Source organism: Streptococcus sp. HMSC077F03 (assembly GCF_001812375.1).
GTDB lineage: Bacteria > Bacillota > Bacilli > Lactobacillales > Streptococcaceae > Streptococcus > Streptococcus oralis_S.
In genome coordinates this window covers 1-263 of the sequence record NZ_KV808787.1, presented here as the reverse complement: position 1 = coordinate 263, position 263 = coordinate 1, and the positions used below count along the sequence as shown (strand labels likewise).

General features: G+C 47.9%; 1 protein-coding gene. It reads left to right on the top strand.

The features are described from left to right. On the top strand, positions 1-263 hold a 263-nt coding region (locus tag HMPREF2853_RS05170), incomplete at both ends, for an Ig-like domain-containing protein (protein ID WP_148131403.1).

Here is a 263-nt window from a genome sequence, read left to right as displayed (position 1 = left end):
GGTGATCCACTGGTTCCAATTGATGAAACAGTCGAGCCAACCTTCGCAGATGGAAGCAAAGAGAAGTCTATTCCAGGTCAAGGAACTTACACAATTGCGCCAGACGGAACAGTAACCTTTACTCCAGACAAGCAGTTTGTAGGCACACCAGACCCAGTGACGGTTAAACGCGTGGATAAGAATGGTACTCCAGTGACTGCGACTTATAGTCCAGAGTTTACGAAAGTGACCCCAACTGGAACAGGTGATAAGACAGAGGGTCT